General features: G+C 58.9%; 17 protein-coding genes. 5 read left to right on the top strand and 12 right to left on the bottom strand.

Annotated elements, in window-relative coordinates:
- Window positions 1–190 precede the first annotated feature (190 nt).
- Entirely contained in the window at window positions 191–1,120 is a 930-nt protein-coding gene (locus ACA060_RS26525) for a LysR family transcriptional regulator (RefSeq protein WP_109635359.1), read from the bottom strand.
- Window positions 1,121–1,289: 169 nt separating this feature from the next.
- Between ACA060_RS26525 and ACA060_RS26520 the strand changes: the two genes are divergently transcribed.
- The 4 genes from ACA060_RS26520 (at window position 1,290) to ACA060_RS26505 (ending at window position 3,695) form a co-directional block, all read left to right on the top strand.
- Complete coding sequence (locus tag ACA060_RS26520; protein WP_497314109.1) at window positions 1,290–2,531, top strand: aspartate aminotransferase family protein; 1,242 nt, start codon at window positions 1,290–1,292, stop codon at window positions 2,529–2,531.
- A 251-nt stretch (window positions 2,532–2,782) separates the two neighbouring features.
- Window positions 2,783–3,139, top strand: a complete 357-nt coding sequence (locus ACA060_RS26515; RefSeq protein ID WP_497318356.1) for a type II toxin-antitoxin system RelE/ParE family toxin — start codon at window positions 2,783–2,785, stop codon at window positions 3,137–3,139.
- A complete protein-coding gene (locus ACA060_RS26510; protein ID WP_497314107.1) occupies window positions 3,132–3,452 on the top strand; it encodes a helix-turn-helix domain-containing protein in 321 nt (106 codons plus the stop codon). The genes ACA060_RS26515 and ACA060_RS26510 overlap by 8 nt, the downstream gene beginning before the upstream one ends.
- 84 nt (window positions 3,453–3,536) lie before the next feature.
- Window positions 3,537–3,695: a YqaE/Pmp3 family membrane protein gene (locus ACA060_RS26505; protein ID WP_007904205.1), complete on the top strand. Its 159-nt coding sequence runs from the start codon at window positions 3,537–3,539 to the stop codon at window positions 3,693–3,695.
- Between the two features lie 130 nt (window positions 3,696–3,825).
- Here ACA060_RS26505 and ACA060_RS26500 read toward each other — a convergent pair whose 3' ends face one another.
- The 10 genes from ACA060_RS26500 to ACA060_RS26455 form a co-directional block, all read right to left on the bottom strand.
- Window positions 3,826–5,652 carry an alpha/beta hydrolase family protein gene (locus ACA060_RS26500; protein WP_497314105.1) on the bottom strand — a complete coding sequence of 609 codons (1,827 nt, stop codon included), beginning with the start codon at window positions 5,650–5,652 and terminating at the stop codon, window positions 3,826–3,828.
- Window positions 5,618–6,760: a pyrroloquinoline quinone biosynthesis protein PqqE gene (gene pqqE, locus ACA060_RS26495; protein ID WP_497318354.1), complete on the bottom strand. Its 1,143-nt coding sequence runs from the start codon at window positions 6,758–6,760 to the stop codon at window positions 5,618–5,620. Before pqqE ends, ACA060_RS26500 begins: the two co-directional genes overlap by 35 nt.
- A gap of 4 nt (window positions 6,761–6,764) precedes the next feature.
- Window positions 6,765–7,040, bottom strand: a complete 276-nt coding sequence (pqqD, locus tag ACA060_RS26490) for a pyrroloquinoline quinone biosynthesis peptide chaperone PqqD (protein ID WP_497314104.1) — start codon at window positions 7,038–7,040, stop codon at window positions 6,765–6,767.
- Entirely contained in the window at window positions 7,037–7,789 is a 753-nt protein-coding gene (gene pqqC, locus ACA060_RS26485) for a pyrroloquinoline-quinone synthase PqqC (RefSeq protein ID WP_497314102.1), read from the bottom strand. Before pqqC ends, pqqD begins: the two co-directional genes overlap by 4 nt.
- A gap of 139 nt (window positions 7,790–7,928) precedes the next feature.
- Window positions 7,929–8,840: a pyrroloquinoline quinone biosynthesis protein PqqB gene (pqqB, locus tag ACA060_RS26480; RefSeq protein ID WP_497314100.1), complete on the bottom strand. Its 912-nt coding sequence runs from the start codon at window positions 8,838–8,840 to the stop codon at window positions 7,929–7,931.
- 79 nt (window positions 8,841–8,919) lie between these two features.
- On the bottom strand, window positions 8,920–8,994 hold the full coding sequence (gene pqqA, locus ACA060_RS26475; RefSeq protein WP_009045898.1) for a pyrroloquinoline quinone precursor peptide PqqA: 75 nt from the start codon (window positions 8,992–8,994) through the stop codon (window positions 8,920–8,922).
- Between the two features lie 155 nt (window positions 8,995–9,149).
- The gene (gene pqqF / locus ACA060_RS26470) at window positions 9,150–11,576 is read right to left on the bottom strand and encodes a pyrroloquinoline quinone biosynthesis protein PqqF (protein ID WP_497314098.1); all 2,427 of its coding nucleotides are present in this window, start codon (window positions 11,574–11,576) and stop codon (window positions 9,150–9,152) included.
- A 48-nt stretch (window positions 11,577–11,624) separates the two neighbouring features.
- Entirely contained in the window at window positions 11,625–12,419 is a 795-nt protein-coding gene (locus tag ACA060_RS26465; protein ID WP_497314096.1) for a carbon-nitrogen hydrolase family protein, read from the bottom strand.
- A gap of 12 nt (window positions 12,420–12,431) precedes the next feature.
- Window positions 12,432–14,114, bottom strand: coding sequence for a flavin monoamine oxidase family protein (locus tag ACA060_RS26460; protein ID WP_109635346.1), 1,683 nt, complete (start codon window positions 14,112–14,114; stop codon window positions 12,432–12,434).
- 260 nt (window positions 14,115–14,374) lie between these two features.
- Window positions 14,375–14,836, bottom strand: coding sequence for an Lrp/AsnC family transcriptional regulator (locus ACA060_RS26455; RefSeq protein ID WP_109635345.1), 462 nt, complete (start codon window positions 14,834–14,836; stop codon window positions 14,375–14,377).
- 156 nt (window positions 14,837–14,992) lie between these two features.
- Here ACA060_RS26455 and ACA060_RS26450 point away from each other — a divergent pair, with 156 nt between their 5' ends.
- Window positions 14,993–15,643 (top strand): peptidase M41, encoded by a 651-nt coding sequence (locus ACA060_RS26450; protein WP_497314094.1) that lies wholly within the window; start codon window positions 14,993–14,995, stop codon window positions 15,641–15,643.
- A gap of 39 nt (window positions 15,644–15,682) precedes the next feature.
- Here the strand turns inward: ACA060_RS26450 and ACA060_RS26445 are convergent, their stop codons facing one another.
- On the bottom strand, window positions 15,683–16,123 hold the full coding sequence (locus ACA060_RS26445) for a helix-turn-helix domain-containing protein (protein ID WP_497314092.1): 441 nt from the start codon (window positions 16,121–16,123) through the stop codon (window positions 15,683–15,685).
- Window positions 16,124–16,227: the final 104 nt, after the last annotated feature.

Below are 16,227 nucleotides of genomic sequence, written 5' to 3'. Positions count from 1 at the left end.
GCTGCTGTTCTCCCATAGGCGAAGATTGGATCCAGAGCTAATCTACTTCACATGGACGTCGCGCAGGAAGCGCAAAGCAACAACACGGACACGTAGGATTCTGCCAGGACGGCGGAGTGAAATGGATGTCAGGGAAACAGTCTGCAAAGCCCCGTTTCGGCGGGGTTTTCTTTTGCCTCGAGAAAAGTATTCAGCTCAGCCCGTGGGGCGCAGTCGGGCTGTTCAAGCGGTCGTCCGGCCGGTTCATCACTTCCTCCAACAGCGTGCGTAACAAGGCCAGCGAGGCTTGTTGCCGCTGCACATCCCGACACACCAATCCGACTTTTAGCGGCACTCGCGGTTCGGTCAGCGGTTTCCACAGCAGTTCGTTATTGCCGAGCGCCTTTTGCGAGCGCCCGGGCAGGACGGTGGCCAGGCGGGTGTGGGGCAGACTGTCGAGAATCCCCGCCATGTTGTTCAGTTCTGCCTGCACCTGCGGGCGTCGTCCCAGATTGGCCAGTTGTGTCTGCCAGATCTGCCGTACCTGGAACTCTTCTCCCAGCAACAGCATGGGTAACTCGGCGGCCTGGCTCATCGAGACTTTCTTGAATTCGCGCAGGGGGTGGTCCGCCGGGATGACCAGGGTCAGTTCATCTTCGTACAGCATGACGCCATGTAAACCCGGCTGACGGGGTGGCAGGTAGCTGATGCCGATGTCGAGCGAACCATTGAGCAGCCGCCGTTCGATTTCCAGCCCCGTCAGCTCATAGATCTGCACCACCAGATGCGGCTGCGCCTTGCGCACGCGTTCGAGCATCTGCGGCACCAGGCTGGTGTGAACCGTCTGCAACACGCCGATAGCCAGAGTGCGTAACGCCTGGCCCTTGAAGTTGCCCAAGGCTTCGCGCGCCCGTTGCAGCCCATCAAGCAATGGCACGGCATGGTTGTACAAAGTGTGGGCGGCGAGGGTAGGCAGCAGGCGCTTGCTGCTGCGTTCGAACAGGCTCACATCGAGGTTCTGTTCGAGTTGGCGGATCTGTTGCGACAGTGCCGGTTGGGAGATTGACAGTCGCTCGGCCGCCCGGCCCACGTGGCCTTCCTCGTAGACCGCGACGAAATAACGCAGTTGCTTGAAATCCATAAGGTGCGCTTATCGAAAATGCTGGGAAATCGAAATGGCTCAACGCCGTGCCTGAGCCTAGTCTAACCGTATTCACAAGGCTTACAGGGCCGGAACGCACGATGAATACCGTTTACGTCGATGGTGTTTACATAGGTAAGGCAAAAAACCTCAAGCGAGGTTTGAACCAATGAATTTATTTAGCTTGCGTCGCAATCCCCCGAGTCTCGATGACTTGGTCGTGGACACTTTCCAGTCTTCCAGACGCGACAACCTTTCCAGCGAGTGCCTGATACCCAGTGTCGAGCGGCCGAAACAGATTTTCGTTCGCGGCCAAGGCTCATGGTTGTGGGACAGCGATGACCGCGCTTATCTGGATTTCTCGCAAGGTGGCGGCGCCAATAGCCTCGGCCACAGCCCTTCGGTGCTGGTCAACGCGATCTCGGAACAGGCTCAGTTACTGATCAATCCGGGTTTTGCCCTGCATAACCGCGGCATGCTTAACCTTGCCGAGCGGCTCTGCGCTAGCACCGGCAGTGATCAGGCGTACCTGCTTAACAGTGGCAGGGAAGCCTGTGATGCAGCGATTCAACGGGCACGTAAATGGGGTCAGCGGCATCGCGGCGGGGCTTCACGGATCATCGTTGCGAGTAACGGCTGCCATGGCCGTAGTCTCGGGACAATTTCCGTGTCGGACTTCCACCACGTTCCCTTCAATGATCTTGCGGCGATGCACGCGGCGGTCGATGCTCGGACCGTGGCAATCCTGCTCGAACCGATCCAGAACGAAGCCGGGGTGATTCCGGCCACCGAGAATTACCTCAAGGGCGTCGAACGGCTGTGCCGAGACCTGGGCATTCTGTTGATCCTCGACGAAGTGCAAACCGGCATCGGTCGCTGCGGCACCTTGCTAGCCGAACAGTCCTTTGGCGTTCGAGCCGATATCGTCGTCCTCGGCAAAGGGCTTGGCGGCGGTGTACCACTGGCCGCGATGTTGGCGCGAGGTAACGCCTGCTGTTTCGAGGTGGGCGAACTGAGCGGAACTCACCATGGCAATGCGCTGATGACGGCGGCCGGTCTTGCCGTGTTCAACACGATCCAGGACAAGGGTTTTCTCGATCATGTGGGCGAAACCGGTCAGCACCTGCGCGAAGGACTGAGTCGGTTATCCCATCGCTACGGTCACGGTGAACTGCGCGGGCAAGGGCTGCTCTGGGGGCTGACTCTGTCCGATGATTCGGCGGATGCCGTAGTCAAGTCAGCGTTGTACGAAGGCTTGTTGCTCGACGCCCCGCAACCCGATTGCCTGCGCTTCACCCCGGCCCTCACCGTCAGCAAAGCCAACATCGACGAAATGCTCCTGCGCCTGTCCCGCGCCTTTTCTCGCGTACGCACCGCACAACTGCAGTGCCGCAGAGGGATTGCGGTCTGATCAGACTTTTCCCGCACGAATTCCAGAACCGTCTCGCGGTAATAACGCATCGCCCCACGTTTGATTCTTTTTGCGTGGGGCGTTTTTTTGTCTCTGCGTTTTGCCAAAAGCAATGAGCGCTGAGCGACTTCCCAATCAGTGGCTTTTTAGAGCGAGCCGGCAAGGAGTGCCGCTACCAAGGAATCAACTTTGTTGAAGAACTGGTTTTGAAATCTATACCACTGAGTGGTATGTTTTTGGAAGGGATACCGATGTCACTAAGGTTATTCAAGACAAAGCGTTTTGCGATGCTGGCCAGTAAGGCTTGGGTCGGTGACGAGGAACTTCGGGAGGCGTTCACTGAAATGCTCGATGGCAAAGCGGACAATCTTGGCGGTGGGGTCTGGAAAAAACGTTTGAATGCCAACCGCCATCGGTCGATTGTTCTGGCCAAGGGTGGCCGCTACTGGGTTTATCAGTTTCTGTATGCCAAGAAAGACCAGAGCAATATCAGTTTGGGCCAATTGGCCGACTTGCGAGAGTTAGCCAAGTCATACGCAGGGCTGACCGAGATGGAAATCCAGCGCTTGCTGGATATGAAGGAATTCGTGGAGATACCTCATGGGTAAAAAATTCAAAAGTGAAATATCGGAATCGATCCACGAGTCGGCTAGTGCCTTGTTTGCCATTGGTGCAATCAGCAAGGCAACCATGCGCGAATTCGATGAGTCATGTCTTGCGACGGTTCCAGACGCGATCCCTGCTGAGCAAATCAAAGCCCTGCGTGAGCGCAACAACGTAAGCCAGCCAGTATTTGCGCGTTATCTAAACACCAGTGCTTCGACGGTTAAAAAATGGGAGGCGGGTGACAAGCATCCCAGTGGCATGGCGCTCAAGCTGCTGAGCATTGTTCAGAAGCATGGTCTGGAAATACTTGCGTGAAGAACCGCGCTGAACCCTGACGAACGGCGCAGGTCGATTAGCTGTAGGGCTTTTACAAGCCCACTTCAAATCAGGAGCTGCCCCATGGATTTCATTCGCATCATCATTGCCATTCTGTTGCCACCACTGGGTGTGTTTCTGCAAGTCGGTTTCGCCGGCGCGTTCTGGCTGAATATCCTGCTGACGTTGTGCGGCTACATTCCGGGGATCGTGCACGCGGTGTACATCATCGCCAAGCGTTAAGTTCTGCAGCGTTTGACAGATAGCATCGCGAGCAGGCTCGCTCCCACAGGGGATTTGCGTCGTTTACAAATCCAATGTGTGGGCTTGCTCGCGAATGAGGCGCCGCAATTTCCGCGCGGATCGCAGAAACTCAGTCCGCCAACTCCATCACCCGCCGATAAAACAACCATTCCTGCTCCAGTGCATGGGCCTGGTTCCCCGCCTTGCGAAAGCCATGACGTTCGTCCGCGTAGTAATGCGCGTCAACCAGAATACCGTTGTCCTGTAGCGCCGTGACCATGTCACGGGTCTGTTGCGGCACCACGACGGCGTCCAGTTCCCCCTGAAAGAAAATCACCGGAACACTGATGTTGCTCGCATGCAGCAGCGGCGTGCGTGCGGCGTAGCGTTCGGCATCCTCTACCGGATCGCCGATCAGCCAATCCAGATAATCGCCTTCGAACTTATGGGTTGCACGGCTCAGTGCAACGGGATCGCTGACACCGTAAAGGCTGGCACCCGCGCGGAAAACATTGTTAAAGGCCAACGCACAAAGGGTGGTGTAACCGCCGGCACTGCCACCACGGATAAATGCCTTGTCGCCGTCGATCATTCCTCGTTCGGCAAGATGAGCGACGACTGCGCAGGCATCTTCAACGTCCACGTCGCCCCAACTCAAATGCAAGGCCTGGCGATACGCCCGGCCATAACCACTGCTGCCGCGGTAGTTGAGATCGGCTACGGCGAAACCGCGTTGCGCCCAGTACTGAATACGGGGATCAAGCATCGGATAGCAGGCCGAGGTCGGGCCGCCGTGGATGAACACCACCAGCGGCGGTTTCGCTTCGCCGGTCATCGCCGGATAGAAGAAGCCATGCGCCTCGTCCGAACCGCTCGGGTAGCGCAAGGTTTGCGGGACGCTGATGTGCTCGGCGGGCAGCGGTGCAATCCCGCCAGCCAATACCTTGACCTGTCGGGTATCGCGGTCGATGGCAACGACCGCCGACGAACTCACCGGCGATGCCGCGATGCAGTAGATGAATTGCTCATCCAGTGCGAGGTGACGAAAGCGGCTGTAATCACCGGTGAAGTCTTCCACGGTGTCACTACAAAGCGCCAATTTGCCAAACCCGCCTTCGGTCCAACTGGCCAGGTAACGGCGTTCGCCCAGCGGCAACCAGGTGCTGCCACCCAGCTGCCAAGGCGCCGGGCCATGATCGGCAGCGGCACTCGGCAACGGGCTCAGTCCTTCTGAGGATTCCACCCAAGGCTGCCAGTAGCCGGCGCGATCTGTCAGGCAAAACAGACGGCCGCCGCTGTCGAAACGAGGTTGTTGCAGCGACTCCTGAACACCTTCGCCCGCCACGCAACGCGGTTGAGTAAAGCGCCCATCGTTCTGACGTTCGGCAACCATCAGCCGAGTTGCGGTCCATGGCTGATCCGGGCAGCTCCATTCGATCCATGCCAATCGTTGCGAGTCAGGACTCAATGTCGGCGCAGCATAGAAGTCGGCGCCCTCGGCCAGCAGATGGCGCTGGCCGTCAGCTACATCAATCGCCACCAGACGATGGCGGTCACGGTTCTCTTCAACCGCGAGCACCTGGCCATTGGCAAACTGCAGATCGCCGTAACGGCATTCCCCAGAGGTCAGCACCTCAGGCGTCTCGCCCGCCAGCGATTGTCGATAAAGCTGTTGGTCCGCCTCGTTGACGAAAACAATCCCGTCATCGGTCAGACAAAACGCGCCACCGCCGTATTCGTACACCCGACTGCGCACGCTGAAACCCGCTGGCGTCAGGCAACGGGCCTGGCCGTTGCGCCAATGCCAGATCCTGCAGGCGGCATCCTCGGGTCGGTATTCGTTCCAGAACAGGCCATGTTTGCCGACCAGCAGCTCGGCGAAGTCGATACCGGCCGCGACGGCCCGGGAGGCGCTGAAGGGTTCAGCTTTTAGCGATGAGGCGTGAATTTCGTTCATTGCGAAAGGCCAGTTGCTCGATGGTCTGGGTCGCGTGTTCGGCTTCTTCGCGGGCCTTGAGAATCACGCCATGATGTTCCGACTTGCTGCACACCGGGTCGGCGTTGCTCGCGTCACCCGTGAGCATGAACGCCTGGCAGCGGCAGCCGCCGAAGTCTTTTTCTTTCTCGTCGCAGGAGCGGCACGGTTCGGGCATCCACTCGTAACCGCGAAAGCGGTTGAAGCCGAACGAGTCGTACCAGATGTGCTGCATGCTGTGGTCGCGCACATTGGGAAATTGCACCGGCATCTGTCGGGCACCGTGACAGGGTAGAGCGGTTCCGTCCGGCGTGACGGTCAGAAAGATGCTTCCCCAGCCGTTCATACAGGCTTTCGGGCGTTCTTCGTAGTAGTCCGGCGTGACGAAAATCAGCTTGCAAGGATGCCCTTCGGCTTCCAGCTTGGCGCGGTATTCGTTGGTGATGCGTTCGGCGCGGACCAGCTGTTCCCGGGTCGGCAGCAGGCCGACCCGATTGAGCTGCGCCCAGCCGTAAAACTGGCACGTCGCGAGTTCGACGAAGTCGGCCTCAAGGGCGATGCACAGCTCGATGATCCGGTCGATCTTGTCGATGTTGTGCCGATGGGTCACGAAGTTCAGCACCATCGGATAGCCATGGGCTTTTACCGCGCGAGCCATTTCCAGTTTCTGTGCAAAGGCCTTTTTCGAACCGGCCAGCAAGTTATTCACTTGCTCGTCGCTGGCCTGGAAACTGATCTGGATGTGGTCCAGACCCGCCTTCTTGAAGTCGCTGATTTTCTGCTCGGTCAGACCAATGCCGGAGGTGATCAGGTTGGTGTAGAAGCCCAGCTTGCGCGCCTCGGTGATCAGCTCGGCGAGGTCTTGACGCACCAGCGGCTCACCGCCGGAGAAGCCCAGTTGCGCTGCACCCATCTCCCGCGCTTCGCTGAACACTTTGATCCACTGTTCGGTGCTCAGTTCTTTGCCTTGCTCGGCAAAATCCAGCGGATTGGAGCAGTACGGGCATTGCAGCGGGCAGCGATAGGTCAGCTCGGCCAGCAACCACAGCGGCAGGCCGATTTCGGGTTTGGGCGGTAACTTGTCTGACACGGAATCAGGCAAGTTCGATCCAGTGCTGAACACGGGCAACCTCCATGAACTGCTCGATGTCCTCAGCGAGCTCGGGCACGCCGGGGAACTGCGCATCCAGTTCGGCGATGATCGCCGCGACATTACGCTGGCCATCGATCAAACCGCCGATCAGCGCGGCGCTTTCATTGAGTTTGATCATGCCTTCGGGGTAGAGCAGCACGTGGCCTTTCTGCGCTGGTTCGTACTGGTAGCGGTAGCCCTGACGCCAGGTCGGGATCTTGCTGCGATCGAAACTCATAAGGTGATTCCTTTATGCCAGACCCGCTGGTCGGTCACGCTGTGATACGGCGGGCGGTTCAATTCGTAGGCCATGCTCATGGCATCGAGCATGCTCCAAAGGATGTCCAGTTTGAACTGGAGAATTTCTAGCATGCGCTCCTGGCCTTCCCGCGTCGTGTAGTGCTGCAACGTGATGGCCAGACCATGCTCGACATCCCGGCGCGCCTGGCCGAGGCGTGTGCGGAAATACTCGTAACCGGTCGGGTCGATCCACGGGTAATGCTGCGGCCAGCTGTCCAGGCGCGATTGGTGGATCTGCGGCGCGAACAACTCGGTCAGCGAGCTACTGGCGGCTTCCTGCCAACTGGCCCGGCGGGTGAAGTTGACGTAGGCGTCCACGGCGAAACGCACGCCGGGCAATACCAGTTCCTGCGAGCGCAGCTGATCCGGGTCGAGGCCGACGGCCTGGCCCAGACGCAGCCAGGCTTCGATGCCGCCGTCTTCGCCGGGGGCGCCGTCATGGTCCAGCAAGCGCTGAATCCACTCGCGACGGATCTCGCGGTCCGGACAGTTGGCGAGGATGGCGGCGTCCTTCAGGGGGATGTTCACCTGATAGTAGAAGCGGTTGGCGACCCAACCCTGGATCTGCTCGCGGGTCGCCCGACCTTCATACATCGCCACATGATAGGGGTGATAGATGTGGTAATAGGCGCCCTTGGCGCGCAGGGCCGCTTCGAATTCGGTTGGGGACATTGGGGTGTCAGTCATTGCGGTTCTCCGGGAACAACCGGTGGTTTCTGTTGTGTCTGGTCCGGCCTCATCGCCAGCAGGCTGGCTCCCACAGTTGATCGCATTCCCCTGTGGGAGCCAGCCTGCTGGCGATAGACCGCGCAGCGGTCTCGATGCCCTACAACACAATACTCATGCCGTCATAGGCCACTTCAACCTTGCGCCGAACCAGCTCGGCCCGCTCCGGCGAATCCTCATCAAGAATCGGGTTGGTGTTGTTGATGTGGATAAGCACCTTGCGCTGCTTGGGTAACTGCTCCAGCACTTCAATCATGCCGCCGGGGCCGTTTTGCGCCAGATGACCCATTTCCCGTCCGGTGCGGGTGCCGACGCCACGGCGCTGCATTTCGTCGTCATCCCACATCGTGCCGTCCACCAGCAGGCAATCGCTACCGGCCATGATTTCCAGCAGCGGCGCATCGACCTTGCCCAGGCCCGGCGCATAGAACAGCTTGCCGCCGGTGTTCAGGTCTTCGACGATCAGGCCGATGTTGTCGCCCGGGTGCGGGTCGAAGCGGTGCGGCGAGTAGGGCGGCGCGGCGCTGCGCAGGGGCAGCGGGGTGAAGCGCAGGCTCGGGCAGGCCGGGATGGTGAAGCTGCGGTCGAGTTCGATACGGTTCCAGTCCAGCCCGCCATTCCAGTGCTTGAGCATGTTGAACAGCGGGAAACCGGTGCTCAGGTCTTCGTGGACCATGTCGGTGCACCAGACCTGATGCGGGCAACCTTCGCGCAGGCTGAGCAGGCCGGTGGTGTGGTCGATCTGGCTGTCCATCAGGATGATCGCGCTGATGCCGGTATCACGCAGGGCGCGGCCCGGTTGCATCGGGGAGAAGCTTTGGAGTTGGGCACGGATGTCCGGCGAAGCGTTACACAGGATCCAGTTCACGCCGTCATCGGAAATGGCGATGGACGACTGGGTACGCGCCTTGGCGTTCAGGCTGCCGTTGCGAAAACCGGCGCAGTTCACGCAGTTGCAGTTCCACTGGGGGAAACCGCCGCCGGCGGCGGAACCTAGAATCTGGACAAACATGGACGCTCCATCATTTCAACGCTGAAAATAAAAACGCCCCGGTAAACCGAGGCGTTGCACATCATGACAACGGCAGACCTTAGCGGCTTGCGAAGTACATGGTGACTTCAAAGCCGATACGCAGGTCGGTGTAAGCGGGTTTGGACCAGGACATGGAAGCGCTCCTTCAGGTGATAGGACAGTTGAGATCTATACATATAGTCCACCTCCAGCCGGAGATGTTCAGATAGTTAGGTGGCTATGTTACTCAAAATTACAGAGCGATTGGCCGCGAATCTTTGAGAAAGCTAATTGCAGCGTCGGTAATGATCATTTTGTCACTTGCCAAGGCGCCTTTGCGCAAGCACTGCTGGCCAGGCAGCGCCAGCCACCTTCGGCTTGATTCAGTCGTTGGGCGGCGGCTTTCAACGTTTTGCGATCGATCATCAGGATCGCTTCGGGCAGACGCTCCAGATAATCCGACGAGTGGCCGGCCAGTTTGCCCTGCCAGAGCAATTCGGCTGCCTGTGCGTGGGGCAGTGCGGTGGTGTGGAATTGATCGGCCAGAGCCTGGCGCTGAACGATGAAAGTCGCTTCATCAATGCCTTCAATCATCGTGGGCATTTCGCTCAAGAAGCGTTCCATGTGTTCCAGCAGATCCTGAGGCGCAACACTCGGTGATTGAACGCCGAACAGCAGCCCGGTCTGCCCATGAATCTGACGCAGGCCGCTGAACACAGCGTAACCCAATTGCAGCTCAACCCGCAGACGCTGATAGAACGGCATCTGGCACAGGTGCGCGAGCAGACGCCACGCGGCTTCGTCAGCGATGTCTCGCGTGGAAGTCGGACAAAACAGCAACAACGCGTGTTCGCTGGAGCCGGTGTCGATCACGCTCCAAAGGTGCAGCGATTTTATCGAGGCGGGCGGCGACGGCTGATCGTCCGCAACACCGGGCACGCGGCTCAGCGCCAAGCCCATCGCCGCTTGCGTCTGCGCCGACAGGCCCGTCGCCAGACCCTGCCAGCGCGCACTCGCCCACAGCTGCTGCACGTCATCAGTCTCAGTGGTGCGCTCAAGGCAATGCTCGGGCAGCGCCTTCAGCAGCTGTCTGATCGGCATCAACAGCACGCTAGGCGGTTCTTCCTGTGGGAAACCGGCGTCGGGTTTTGTCAGCTCTTTCAGCGCATGTTCGAGGACGGTCGGCATTGGCTCCTGCAGGCCAGTCAATTTCAGCAGCCATTCATTGCCTGACGCACTGAAGGAAAAGTCGACGCCCGCCTGACGGGCATCTTCGCGCAAGGGTTGCAGGCGATTTTCCAGGCTCGATTGAAGACGAGGGTGAGGTTTCGCCAGCAGTCGCCACCGCAGATAAATCGCGCCTTCGTCAGTGTTATCCGGCAACGCCTGACTGAACTGCATAGGAGAGTTTTCGCGACGGCTGCGCGAGCGATCCTGGGCGAACGTCCGCAGACCACGGTGTTTGCTGGTCTGGCCGCGAATCAGCCCGGCATTGGCCACAGCGACTTCAGCCCGTAAGAACGGATTAGGCGTCGGCAATTGCCATTCACCGCTGAAGTTATCCACAGCGCCGATTTTTTTCAGGATGTCGTTGAGCGCTATGACGCCTTGTTCGGATAAACCGGCTTCAAGCTGCTCGCTGTCCAGTCGGGCTCGTTGCAGGGCGCCGCTCACTTGTTGCTGACGGTCGAGCAGGGCGGCGTATTCTTTGCGCAACTCGGTCCAGCTCGGGTGAGAAGCAAAAAAGCCCAGCCAATCCACGAGCCGCTCGCTGATCGCGCTTCCCGGTTTATCGGTGTTGAATTCAATGTGCAGCAACGCTTGCCCGGCGAAATGATACAGCGGCGCGGCTTTCAGGTTGTCCGCCAGCCCTTGTTCGCGCAATTCAGCCAACAGACCGCCAGGTTTCGACGCGTTCAGCCAATGGCACAGGAATGCTAATGCTTCGCGGGATGAGTCTGGCAACGCTTCGAACGCGAACAGTAGATCGAGCCGACGTTCGCGAGCCTGTTGATAACTTGTGTCGGAAGAATCCATCAGCGCTGCAGGTGCTTCTTGCTGGACCTTTTCCCCTACGGCGATAGGGTCGCCAAAGCGCTGAGCCATTGCCCTCAACTCATCGAGACTTTGCGGGCCCGTCAGGCTCAACGTCATCTGCCCGGTCCGATAAAACCGCTGATAGAAATCCTGCAACGCTTGCTGAAACTCCGGCTGCGGCACCGGCAGGCTGTACCGGTTGCCTGCATGAAATGCCCGAAGCGGGTGAGCGGCTGACAGCCCATCGAACAGCGCGAACTGCTGCTGAGCCGTGGCATCCCGGGACCATGCGACAAATTCAGCGTGCAGCACTTCCCGTTCCCGCCGCTGATCGTCCGGACTCATACGCGGATGAGCGAGCATGTCTGACAGACGCTCCAGCCCACCGCTAAATGCCTGAGCCGGCAGTTCGAAAAAGAAGTCGGTCGTGCGCTCGCTGGTGCGCGCATTCACCTGGCCGCCGTGACTTTGCACGTAGGCCATCAGCCCTTGCCCTGCGGGAAAGCGCTCCGTCCCCAGAAACAACAAATGCTCAAGAAAATGCGCGAGGCCGGGCCATGCCGGCGGCACGTCGTGGCTGCCCGCGAAAACCCGCAACGCAGCAGCGCAGCGCTTCAAATCGGGAGCATGACGCAGCGTCACCCGCAGGCCGTTGGCCAGGGTTTCGGTGTGGGGGCGGGGATGATTCAGCGCAGGCATGAGCACTTCCAGAACAGAGAAGCGCTAATGCTAGCGGATAACGGTGGATCAGCGCTTGTTAAGGTCGCCGTAAAGCTCGGGACGGCGATCGATCAAGTAACGATTGGCAGCACGGGAATCGACCATCAACTGACGATCGAGCTCACCGACAATCAGCGCTTCATCCAGGCCAGCCTGGGCGATGCGGCTACCATCCGGCGCGGCGATGCTGCTCTGGCCGCAGTAATTGATCTCGCCTTCCTGCCCGCAGTAGTTGGCGTACGCCACATAGCACTGGTTTTCGAAGGCGCGGGAACGAACGGTGACATCGGCGACGAAATCGAAAGGAATCATGTTCGCCGTCGGCACCAGGATCAGCTCGGCGCCGGCCAAGGCCAGGCGTCGGGCGTTTTCCGGGAACTCGAGGTCGTAGCAGATCAGAAAGCCGAGCTTCCAGCCATTGAGTTCCACCAACGGAAAATCATCCTGCCCGGCGCTGAACATCGAGTGATCAAGATCGCCGAACAGGTGTGTCTTGCGGTAGTTGCACAGGCGCTCGCCGTTGGCGTCGATCAACTGCACCGCGTTGTAGATCTGCCCGTCCTCGGTGCGCTCGGGGTAGCCGTACAAAATGGCAATCCCGGCCGACTTGGCGATGCGCGCGATCTGCTGCGCCGACTCACCGTTGTGCACCTCCGCCAGCACGCTGACGGCATCGATGCCGATGTTGTAGCCGGTCAGGAACATCTCCGGCAGCACCAGCAAGTCGGCGCCCTTGGCCTCCAGCGCCAGTTGATGCAGGCGTTGCAGGTTGCCTGCGACGTCAAGGGGCAGCGGTGGACATTGGTAAAGGGCTACGCGCATTTGGGATTCCTCTTACTCGGGCAGGGCGATCGGACCGATCTCGTTGAACACATCACCTGGACCCGGGTTCTCGGCGTGAGTTTCACCGCCGAAGTGTTTCATGATGCCCCACACCGCGTTGAGCGAGGTCTGTACTGCGCCTTCTACCCATGCCGGCGTCCACGAAACGTCGTCGCCGGCGATGAAAATCCCGCGTTGCTCGGCCGGCATGTCGTCCTGCATGAAGTGCGCGTACATGCGCTGGTTGTAGCGATAGTGACCGGGCAAGGCACCTTTGAAGGCGCCGAGGAAATGCGGGTCGGCTTCCCACGACACGGTGATCGGGTCGCCGATGATCCGCGCGGCGATGTCGACTTTCGGGTAGATCTTTTTCAATGAATCCAGCGCCAGTTTCACGCGCTTTTCCACCGGGTGCGGAAGCATTTTCAGCGCGTCGCTCATCCACGAGTACGACAGGCAAATAACGCCTGGTTTGTCGTCGCCGTTATCGAAGAGATAGGTGCCGCGGGTCAGGCGATCGGTGAGGGTCATGCTCATCAGGTCGCGGCCGGTTTCCGGATCCTTGTCCTTCCAGAACGGGCGGTCGACCATCACGAAGGTTTTCGATGACTGCATGTAGCGCGTGCGGTCGAGGGCCATCCACATCTTTTGCGAGAACAGGGTTTCGTCGCATTCGATCTGGGTGGTCAGCAGCCAGCTCTGGCAGGTGGTCAGCACCGCGGCGTATTCGCGGGTGTCGCCGTTGTTATCGGTGACCGCAAAACGGCCGTCCGGGGCGTGAGCGATTTTTTTAACCCCGGAGCGTGGCGCGCCTCTGTGCAGCGACTTGAGGCTGGTGCCTTCGGGCCAGTGCACGCAACGTTCCGGCACATGACGCCAGATGCCTTGCGGCACTTGTTCGACGCCGCCGACGACCAGATGTTGATGATCGTCGCAGTTGGTCATCACGACGCGGAAGATTTCCAGCATCGAGTTCGGGAAGTCTGAGTCCCAGCCGCCAGTGCCGAAACCGACCTGGCCGAAGACTTCGCGGTGATGGAACGATAGCTTGGCGAAGGCTTCGGAGGTGGCGACAAAGTCGTAGAAGGTGCGGTCGTCCCACAGCGGAACCAGGGTGTTCCACAGCTCTTTGAGGCGTGGCACATCGCGGTCGCGGATCGCTTGCTGGATATCGGAAAACTGCGAACCGGCCTCCAGCGCATCCGCCCACGCGTCAGCCACTTCCTGGAACAGTGCAGGAAGGTCGGCCAGCTTTTGTGCGTAGTGGGTTTTGCCTTCCAGGTCGATCACGGTACTGCCAGAGGCAGGCGTCAGCGGATTGGGGAAGGGTTTGGTCTCGAGACCGAGCTTGTCGACATAGTGGTAAAACGCCGTGGACGACACCGGAAAGCGCATGCCGCCCAGTTCGGCGACGATGCCATCGGTCCCGTTGAACGCTTGGGAACGCAGACGACCGCCCATCTTCGAGGCTTCGTAGACGACGGGCTTGAGGCCCAGTTTCATCAGTTCATAGGCGGCCACCAGGCCGGCGATGCCCGCGCCGACAATCGCCACTTCAGCGCCATGATTGTGTGCTGGAATGCTGCCCAGGCCGGCCGGGTGTTCGATCCAGTCGTCAAAGCCGAAAGGAAAGTCCGGGCCGAAAATGGTGACTGGTTTTTTACCGTCTGCAGGATGGCGATTGTTCTTGTTCATGACTGACCTTACTGGCGACCCGACGCGGAATGCGCATCTGAGTATAGGAAAAGATGGCAGCCATTCTAGAGAGCGTAGAACACGTTAATAAGACGCAATGTGTCGTCGTTTTGCCAATTACTCGATCACTATGACGATCAATCGCTACACACTGACCAGTGTGGGAGCGGGCTTGCTCGCGAATGCGGTGGGCCAGACAGCAGAGATGTCGACTGACACTCCCTTTTCGCGAGCAAGCCCGCTCCCACCCTGGACCGCGTTTAAACCGGCTGCCCCCGATCAATCTTGCTGCTCAAGATGATCGACGTCGTGGTCTTCTCCACCCCATCGACACTGCCAATCTGATCCAGCAACTGATCCAGTTGCTCCGGCGATTCAGTGCGCAACCACGCGACATAATCAAATTCGCCACTCACCGCACACAACTGCTGCACCTGGGCCATGGCGCTGAGCCGACGCAGCACTTCCTTGCCCGAGCGCGGTTGCACCGTGATCCCGACGTACGCCTGCAATCCACCATCCACCACCCGTTGACCCAAACGCACGCCGTAACCGGTGATGACTTTGGCCTTCTCCAGCCGTGCCAGACGTGACGTCACCGTGGTCCGTGCGATGCCCAATTGGCGAGCGAGCATGGCCACGCTTTCACGGGCATTGATCTGCAAGGCTGCGATCAGTTGGCGGTCGATTTCGTCAAGAACGGGTGGGCGGGTGTCAGGCAAGGGTCGTCTCCAGCAACACAAATCAGTGAGTCGGCATGTTACAGCACGGCTGGCACGGCGGATGTCTGAGAACGTCAGACGGCGCGCGGAAGACAGGATGGACACCAGCTGTCAGTCATAGTCGAATGAGAAATCGAGGGATGCGAGGTGATCAAAATGACAAAGAACATGCCTCCCGCTGTCCGGGATCACGCAGTGCAGATTGCCAATCACGAAATGGGTCACTACGTCGTTGCCCGAGTCTTGGGGTTTGAAACGGGTGATGTGAGCCTGACAGTGACCATGGACTTGAGGCATCAAGCGGGCGCTTCCATTACCTTGGCGCGTTCAATTACGACGATTGAGGCAATGAAGGAGCATCTGCAAGCCCGAATGATGGTCCTCTTTGCGGGCGCCATGGCGCAGTCATTGGCTTCAAAGCGTTCGCCCGGCAAACGCGTCGATAAGCCGAAAGCGGCCGCCATCCTGAGGGGAGAACTTGGGGCAGAACAGGACTACGCAAAAATCAGGGAGTTACGGCACTTGCTGCGTAACATCACCTACCCCGATACGGATCCGGCTTCGTCTGATCGCGTAACCGCCGAGCTGAAAGAGATTACGGATCGCCTGTGGTTACGGACTCAAACAATCGTTGAGCAGCTGGCCGATACGATTATTGGGTTGGGCGAGGCGTTGGTGGATGGCATGGGTATCGTCGAGCAATGGGGCAGGGCGGCGGATACGTATGAGGGTGTTTTGACAAGGGAGGGGCTTGAGCGGATGGGGTTGGTGCGGGCGATTCCGGTGTTAAGTGTCTGGGCTCATTAAGCCCGGCGTCTTCGTCGGGCTTAATTGCAGCATTCAGGCTCAAGCGAATGCTTTCGCTTGATTATGCCATTTACCTTCAAACGCCAGATTCAGTTTGTAGAGGTCGTGGTTCAATTTGTTGATGGTATCGATAGCCGCCATCAGATCCGCTTCGCCAGTTTTGGCTTCAAGGTAAAGACCTCGCAAGTGCCGGTCGTTCACCATCGGGATTTTGTCGGTTTTCTCCCAAATCGCTACACCCCGGCTCGTCAAACCGATGATCTCGGCGAGGCTTTCCCGGGACAGCCCAAGCTCCTTTCTTAGAAATCCAAATTCAGCCCCCGTCAGCACTGAAGGCTTTTCAGCGACGGCCTTACCGATCACGTCATGTAGGCCCTGCACATCCGTGACGGCGACAGACTCGCCATATGCGGTCTGTTTCACCACGAAGCCATTGCTAAGCCATACGTTCGCTAGGCCGCTTTCTACGTAGTGGTACATAAATTCCACCTTTTCTTTTGGTCCTCGACTTTAGTTTGCTGACAGGTCGAGGTTAACTGGTTTTGGGTAATTCAGATGTTTCTGACGGAAAAATCGCTTGGGAA

Source organism: Pseudomonas sp. LBUM1671 (assembly GCF_059695685.1).
Note: the sequence above shows the minus strand (reverse complement) of the source record. Positions and strands in the feature narration are given on the sequence as shown.

Excerpts from the sequence above, each read along its gene's own strand:
- ACA060_RS26505 (WP_007904205.1), top strand. The coding sequence starts at position 3,537 with ATGGATTTCATTCGCATCATCATTGCCATTCTGTTGCCACCACTGGGT.
- ACA060_RS26445 (WP_497314092.1), bottom strand. The coding sequence starts at position 16,123 with ATGTACCACTACGTAGAAAGCGGCCTAGCGAACGTATGGCTTAGCAAT.
- ACA060_RS26460 (WP_109635346.1), bottom strand. The coding sequence starts at position 14,114 with ATGAACAAGAACAATCGCCATCCTGCAGACGGTAAAAAACCAGTCACC.
- ACA060_RS26465 (WP_497314096.1), bottom strand. The coding sequence starts at position 12,419 with ATGCGCGTAGCCCTTTACCAATGTCCACCGCTGCCCCTTGACGTCGCA.
- ACA060_RS26510 (WP_497314107.1), top strand. The coding sequence starts at position 3,132 with ATGGGTAAAAAATTCAAAAGTGAAATATCGGAATCGATCCACGAGTCG.
- ACA060_RS26500 (WP_497314105.1), bottom strand. The coding sequence starts at position 5,652 with ATGAACGAAATTCACGCCTCATCGCTAAAAGCTGAACCCTTCAGCGCC.
- ACA060_RS26450 (WP_497314094.1), top strand. The coding sequence starts at position 14,993 with ATGACAAAGAACATGCCTCCCGCTGTCCGGGATCACGCAGTGCAGATT.
- ACA060_RS26515 (WP_497318356.1), top strand. The coding sequence starts at position 2,783 with ATGTCACTAAGGTTATTCAAGACAAAGCGTTTTGCGATGCTGGCCAGT.
- pqqB (WP_497314100.1), bottom strand. The coding sequence starts at position 8,840 with ATGTTTGTCCAGATTCTAGGTTCCGCCGCCGGCGGCGGTTTCCCCCAG.
- ACA060_RS26520 (WP_497314109.1), top strand. The coding sequence starts at position 1,290 with ATGAATTTATTTAGCTTGCGTCGCAATCCCCCGAGTCTCGATGACTTG.
- pqqD (WP_497314104.1), bottom strand. The coding sequence starts at position 7,040 with ATGAGTTTCGATCGCAGCAAGATCCCGACCTGGCGTCAGGGCTACCGC.
- pqqC (WP_497314102.1), bottom strand. The coding sequence starts at position 7,789 with ATGACTGACACCCCAATGTCCCCAACCGAATTCGAAGCGGCCCTGCGC.
- ACA060_RS26525 (WP_109635359.1), bottom strand. The coding sequence starts at position 1,120 with ATGGATTTCAAGCAACTGCGTTATTTCGTCGCGGTCTACGAGGAAGGC.
- pqqF (WP_497314098.1), bottom strand. The coding sequence starts at position 11,576 with ATGCCTGCGCTGAATCATCCCCGCCCCCACACCGAAACCCTGGCCAAC.